Genomic DNA, 5198 nt, shown 5'->3' with positions numbered 1-5198 from the left:
CAATTTCTTAAGAAATATTTTTGTAGAAAGATCAAACAAAAAGCAAGGGAATTTATAATTTGTGAATTAGTGGCTTAAAAAGATGCCGCAGATTCACGGATTGAATATGCCAATTTCTTAAGAAATATTTTTGCAGAAGGATCAAACAAAGAGCAGGGGAATTCATAATTTGTGAATTAGTGGCTTAAAAAGATGCCACGGATTCACGGATTGAAAAGAGAACATTATGGAACTAATTTATCAGGATGAATCTTATAAAATCATCGGTATTTGCATGGAAGTACATAAAAATCTCGGAAAAGGATTTTTAGAAATTGTTTACAAGGATGCATTGGAGTATGAGTTCAAAAATGCTGGAATCGAATTCGAAAGAGAAAAAGAATATATCGTTCGATACAAAGACATTGTGTTACCTCACAAATTTTTTGCAGATTTCATAGTATTTAATAAAATCATTTTGGAGGTAAAAAGCGTTTCAGCAATTACTGATGAACATATTGCTCAAACCTTGAATTATCTTAAAGTTTCAGGACTTAAACTTGGGCTTCTTATAAATTTCGGAGAATTGTCTTTGAGATTTAAAAGAATTATCTTTTAATATTTTAATTCGTGAATTAGTGGCGCAAAAAAATGAAAATAAATCTGGCACAAATTGGCGTTGGGTATTGGGGACGGAATCTGCTTCGCAGCTTTTTCCGCTCGGAACATATTGGAACCTTAACCGCTGTGGATTCCTCCTCGTCCGCCCGGCAGTGGGTTCAAAAAGAGTATCCGACGATTCGGTTAGGTTCGTCTTTTGAGGCGGTTTTAGAGGATCCGTCTGTTCAGGCGGTGGCTCTGGCCACCCCGGCGAATACTCATTTTGCTCTGGCTAAGCAGGCGCTTTTGGCGGGGAAACACCTATTTGTTGAAAAGCCCCTTTCGCTGACCGTAGCCGAAGCGAAGGAGCTGGTAACACTGGCCGAGAAAAATCAGCGCATGTTGATGGTGGGGCATACCTTTCTGTACAATGCCGCCGTGCAGACGGTAAAGGATTATATCACGGGCGGTATGCTGGGCGATATTTACTACGTGTACTCCCAGCGTCTCAATCTCGGCCGGGTGCGCTCCGATGTGAACGCGATGTGGAATCTGGCACCGCACGATGTGTCCATTTTACTCTACTGGTTTGGACAGCTCCCGACTCGGGTTTCCGCCAAGGGAAACAGTTTTCTGCAGGACGGGGTGGAGGATGTGGTTTTTATGAATCTGGATTTCCCCGGCGGCATGTCTGCCCACATTCACGTGAGCTGGCTCGATCCCAATAAGCGGCGCTCCATCACGGTGGTGGGTTCAAAAAAAATGGTGGTGTACGAAGACACCAGCGCCGACGCGAAAATCAAAATCTACGATAAAGGCATCACCAAAAAAAATATAGGCGATTCTCTGGGCGATTACGACAATTTCGGCAAGTTCCAGCTGATCCAGCGTGCAGGGGATCTGCTTATCCCCAAAATCAATTTTGTGGAACCATTGCGGGCCGAGACGGATCATTTTCTCAATTCCATCCTCACCCGTCAGCAGCCGCTGACAAACGGTACACACGGTCTTCAGGTGATCCGAATCCTGGAAGCGGCGCAGCACTCCCTAAAATCCAACAATGTGCCCATTGAGATTTCAGAAAATTAGCGGGTCGTATGAATGTCCTCGTCATTACAGATTTTTTTCCGCACCGTTTTCGGGACCATGACGGTATTTTCGTCCGGGAACAGGTGCAAGAATTGGCGAAGAAAAATCGTATTCTGGTAATTACCCCCCGCGTGTGGTATCCCCCCCTAAAGCGGTACCGGGCACTGCGATTTCCGGTCCGAAAGGTACCGTTCAAAGAGATAAAAAAAGATTGGACCATTTACCGGCCGCTATTCCGAAATCTTCCGGTCGTGGGTGAGTTCGTTGTTCCATTCTGGTTTTTCCTCAAACTGCTGGTTTTGATTGCAGTTGCGGATTTTTCTGTGGATGTTATTCATGCCCACTGGGCCTACCGTTCCGGCTGGTGGGCGATTCTTCTGGGTAAACTCTTGCGAAAACCGGTTGTTATTACCAGTCACGGGTCGGACATTCACTCCTGGATGAGCGAACCCGTCAAAAAGGGCCGCATCCGCAGAGCCCTCAGCCAGGCATCGGGGGTTATTTTTGTGAGCCGAAAATTGGCCGACATCGTGGCAGCGGCCGGTATCCGGCTGAAAAAATCGGCAATCATTCCCAATGGGATTGCTCCTGTGACGGCAGATCTGAAATCCGCCGCCCCTCGGGTGGGGTCTTCCGCCAAGAATATGGTGTTTGTGGGTAATCTCTTCCGGGTCAAAGGAGCCGACCGACTGGTGGAGGCGCTGAAGCTTTTGAAACAACGGGATGTTTCCTGGCATGTGGATTTAATCGGCGATGGACCCGAACGGCAGGCGCTTGAAAACCGGGTAAAAGCGCTTAAACTCGATCGTTCCGTAAAATTCTGGGGAAAACTGTCCCATTCCGCTGTACTGGAAAAATTGAGTTTGGCGGATGTGTTGGTTATCCCGAGTCGGAGGGAGGGCGGACCGCTCGTTCTCATCGAAGCTCTGGCATTGGGGAAAACGGTTGTGGCATTCGATGTGGGGAATGTAACCGATGTTTTGGATCGGCCGGAATTGGGGTACGTGGTGAAAGAGCAAACGGCGGAGGCGCTGGCGGCAGCGATTGACCGGGCTTTGCGGATGCCGGTGCGCCCGGAGCTGGCCCGCCAACGAGCCTCTGAGTTCTTTCTGACGAACCTTGTTCCGAAAATCGACGCCTTTTATCAGGCGGTTGTTTGAAGAAGTGTTTCTAAAAGTCTGTAAAGCATATGCGTTCATCGATTGCGAAAGACAGTTTGATGACCTTTGGAACCCGGCTCCTGATGTTTCTGGTGCAGGGAATCAACGGGCTTTTGCTGGCGCGGCTTCTGGGACCCACCGGCCGGGGACAATACGCTCTAATTGTGCTGGTGCCCACCGTTGCCGCACTTATTTTTAATTTTGGCTTGAGCACCTCGTCTGCCTATTTTGTCAGCAGCGGCAAAATTCCCTTCCCAAAAATGTTTGGGACGGTTTTGCTGTGGGTTTCCATTACGGGGACGGCTGGGATTCTGCTTACCAACGGTCTGGCACCGGTTTATCTGAAATTTTATCCCGAGGTTCCGCTGCCGCTTTTCCGGCTGGGTTCGGCGGCTATTCTCCTTATCCTTTTATTCAACAATAGTCTAACCCTGTTTCAAGGACGAAGCGATTTCAAACGTTTTAATTTGATCAACGGGTTGAATCCCTTTTTATTTCTGATGGGTTTTTTGCTGCTGGTGGTTGTGCTTAAATTCAAACTTACGGGAGCTGTTTTTTCTTATCTGATCGGATTGGGAGGGGCGGCACTTGCGGGTTTCTTCCTCCTGCTGAAGCAGGCAAAACCGGTTGTTCGCGCTCCTGTTCAGCATCTGAAAAAGATCGTACGGTACAGTTCCCGGGTTGCAGTGGCAGAGATTGTGACGTTTCTCAATTATCGATTTGACATGTTTCTGGTGGGTTATTTTTTGGGTGCAAAGGCCGTGGGACTGTATGCCGTCGCGGTGCTGATTGCCGAAACCCTCTGGTACCTGTCGTCTTCGGTGGGGACGGTTTTGCTGCCTGCGTTCGGGACGATGACGTCACACGAGCGGATGGCGGTACTCACCCGCGTCCTGCGCCATATTTTCTGGATTTCCGTTGCGATGATTGCTATTTTATTTTTAATCGATTATCCGCTGGTCAAGGGGCTGTTTGGGGCAAAATTCCTCCCATCGGTTCTGGCGCTGCGCGGACTTTATGTGGGAGTGATTGCGTTGAGTCTGGCGAAAATTATCTCCAGCTATATTTTATCCCTCGGAAAACCAGCCGTTACTATGCGGATTGCTCTGGCGGGTTTTGCTCTGAATCTTTCATTAAACGTGTGGTGGATTCCGAAAATCGGAATTCTGGGGGCGGCACTGGCATCCACGGCCGCCTACAGTTTAATGCTGCTTCTGGATGTGCTGTGGCTGTGGCAAAACAGTCGCCCGAGGCTGAGTGATTTGCTGGTGCCGAAACGTGACGATTTCAGATTCTACGGACGTTTGATTCAAAAAGGATGGATGCAGATTGCCGGTCGAACTTCAACATGAAAACACACAATCCGTGAACCGCTTGGGTGCGTATCCGATGGATTTGCGTGACGAATTTCAACGCATCCAATCGGGACTATACGGCCCGTTTGATGAACAGGGGCTTCCCCTGGTGGATTATAAACAGTGGTTTCAGACGCACGGGGTTCCCACAAAAAACGGGCGGTTCCCGATTACCTACACGCCCGTTACAATCGCACAGTTCGGACTGGCCGCTCACCAGCGGTTTCTGAAAAATCAATCGGACAGGGATTATTCCCGATTTTTGTCGGCAGCCGACTGGCTGGTGCATCATCTTAAAAAAGGGGAGGACCAATTTTGGGTGTGGGAGCACGATTTCTCCATGCCGGTTTACCATTTGGATCCCCCGTGGGTCAGTGCCATGGCGCAGGGTCAGGGAATGTCCCTTCTGCTGCGTGCGTACGAGCAGACGAAGAAGCTGGTTTTCTTGAAGGCTTCCCGGGCGGCCTTTCAGGCCTTTCTGTTTCCGATTGAAAGGGGAGGCGTTGTGTTCACAGATGAGAATGGGAATGTCTGGTTCGAGGAATATCCCTCCGATCCGCCGTCCCATGTGCTGAACGGAATGATTTTCGCCATGATTGGTCTTTACGAGTACGGGCTTGTGACGGGAGACGTGGATGCCCGCCGGTTGTTTGAAAGCGGCGTTATCACGTTTCTGAAAAGGCTCAAGAATTTTGACGCCGGTTACGGCTCGCGGTACGATTTACTCACCCGGCGTGTGGTGGAAGAAAAATACCACCGGATGCACGTTGCTCAGCTGCGCCTGCTGTTTGAATGGACAGGGGAGGAAGTGTTTAGGAAAATGGCGGATCGTTGGGAATCGGCCTGGAACGACCCGCTTGCCCGCGCCAAACGCGCGCTTTTCCCGAGGCTGACTCCCTATTGGATCTCCCGGCAGACGAAGCGGCTGCTGGGGTATTTATGAATATCCAATAATCAACATGGAATGTCCAATTTTCAAGTCGAGAAAAGAGGATGCAGCATAAATTTTTTTCAA

At 49.2% G+C, this 5198-nt stretch carries 5 protein-coding genes; all 5 read left to right on the top strand.

Features of this window, described 5'->3' with window-relative positions:
* Nucleotides 1-226 precede the first annotated feature (226 nt).
* Genes GXO76_02460 through GXO76_02440 form a run of 5 tightly spaced genes read left to right on the top strand, consistent with a single transcriptional unit; the run spans nucleotide 227 to nucleotide 5126 of the window.
* Complete coding sequence (locus tag GXO76_02460; protein ID NOY76714.1) at nucleotides 227-598, top strand: GxxExxY protein; 372 nt, start codon at nucleotides 227-229, stop codon at nucleotides 596-598.
* A gap of 32 nt (nucleotides 599-630) precedes the next feature.
* Nucleotides 631-1668, top strand: coding sequence for a Gfo/Idh/MocA family oxidoreductase (locus GXO76_02455; protein NOY76713.1), 1038 nt, complete (start codon nucleotides 631-633; stop codon nucleotides 1666-1668).
* Nucleotides 1669-1676: 8 nt separating this feature from the next.
* On the top strand, nucleotides 1677-2828 hold the full coding sequence (locus tag GXO76_02450; GenBank protein NOY76712.1) for a glycosyltransferase family 4 protein: 1152 nt from the start codon (nucleotides 1677-1679) through the stop codon (nucleotides 2826-2828).
* A 29-nt stretch (nucleotides 2829-2857) separates the two neighbouring features.
* On the top strand, nucleotides 2858-4180 hold the full coding sequence (locus GXO76_02445; protein ID NOY76711.1) for a flippase: 1323 nt from the start codon (nucleotides 2858-2860) through the stop codon (nucleotides 4178-4180).
* The gene (locus tag GXO76_02440; GenBank protein ID NOY76710.1) at nucleotides 4158-5126 is read left to right on the top strand and encodes a hypothetical protein; all 969 of its coding nucleotides are present in this window, start codon (nucleotides 4158-4160) and stop codon (nucleotides 5124-5126) included. Before GXO76_02445 ends, GXO76_02440 begins: the two co-directional genes overlap by 23 nt.
* The last annotated feature ends 72 nt before the right edge of the window (nucleotides 5127-5198 follow it).

The sequence above is a fragment of the Calditrichota bacterium genome (assembly GCA_013151735.1).
Classification (GTDB): domain Bacteria; phylum Zhuqueibacterota; class JdFR-76; order JdFR-76; family BMS3Abin05; genus BMS3Abin05.
Note: the sequence above shows the minus strand (reverse complement) of the source record. Positions and strands in the feature narration are given on the sequence as shown.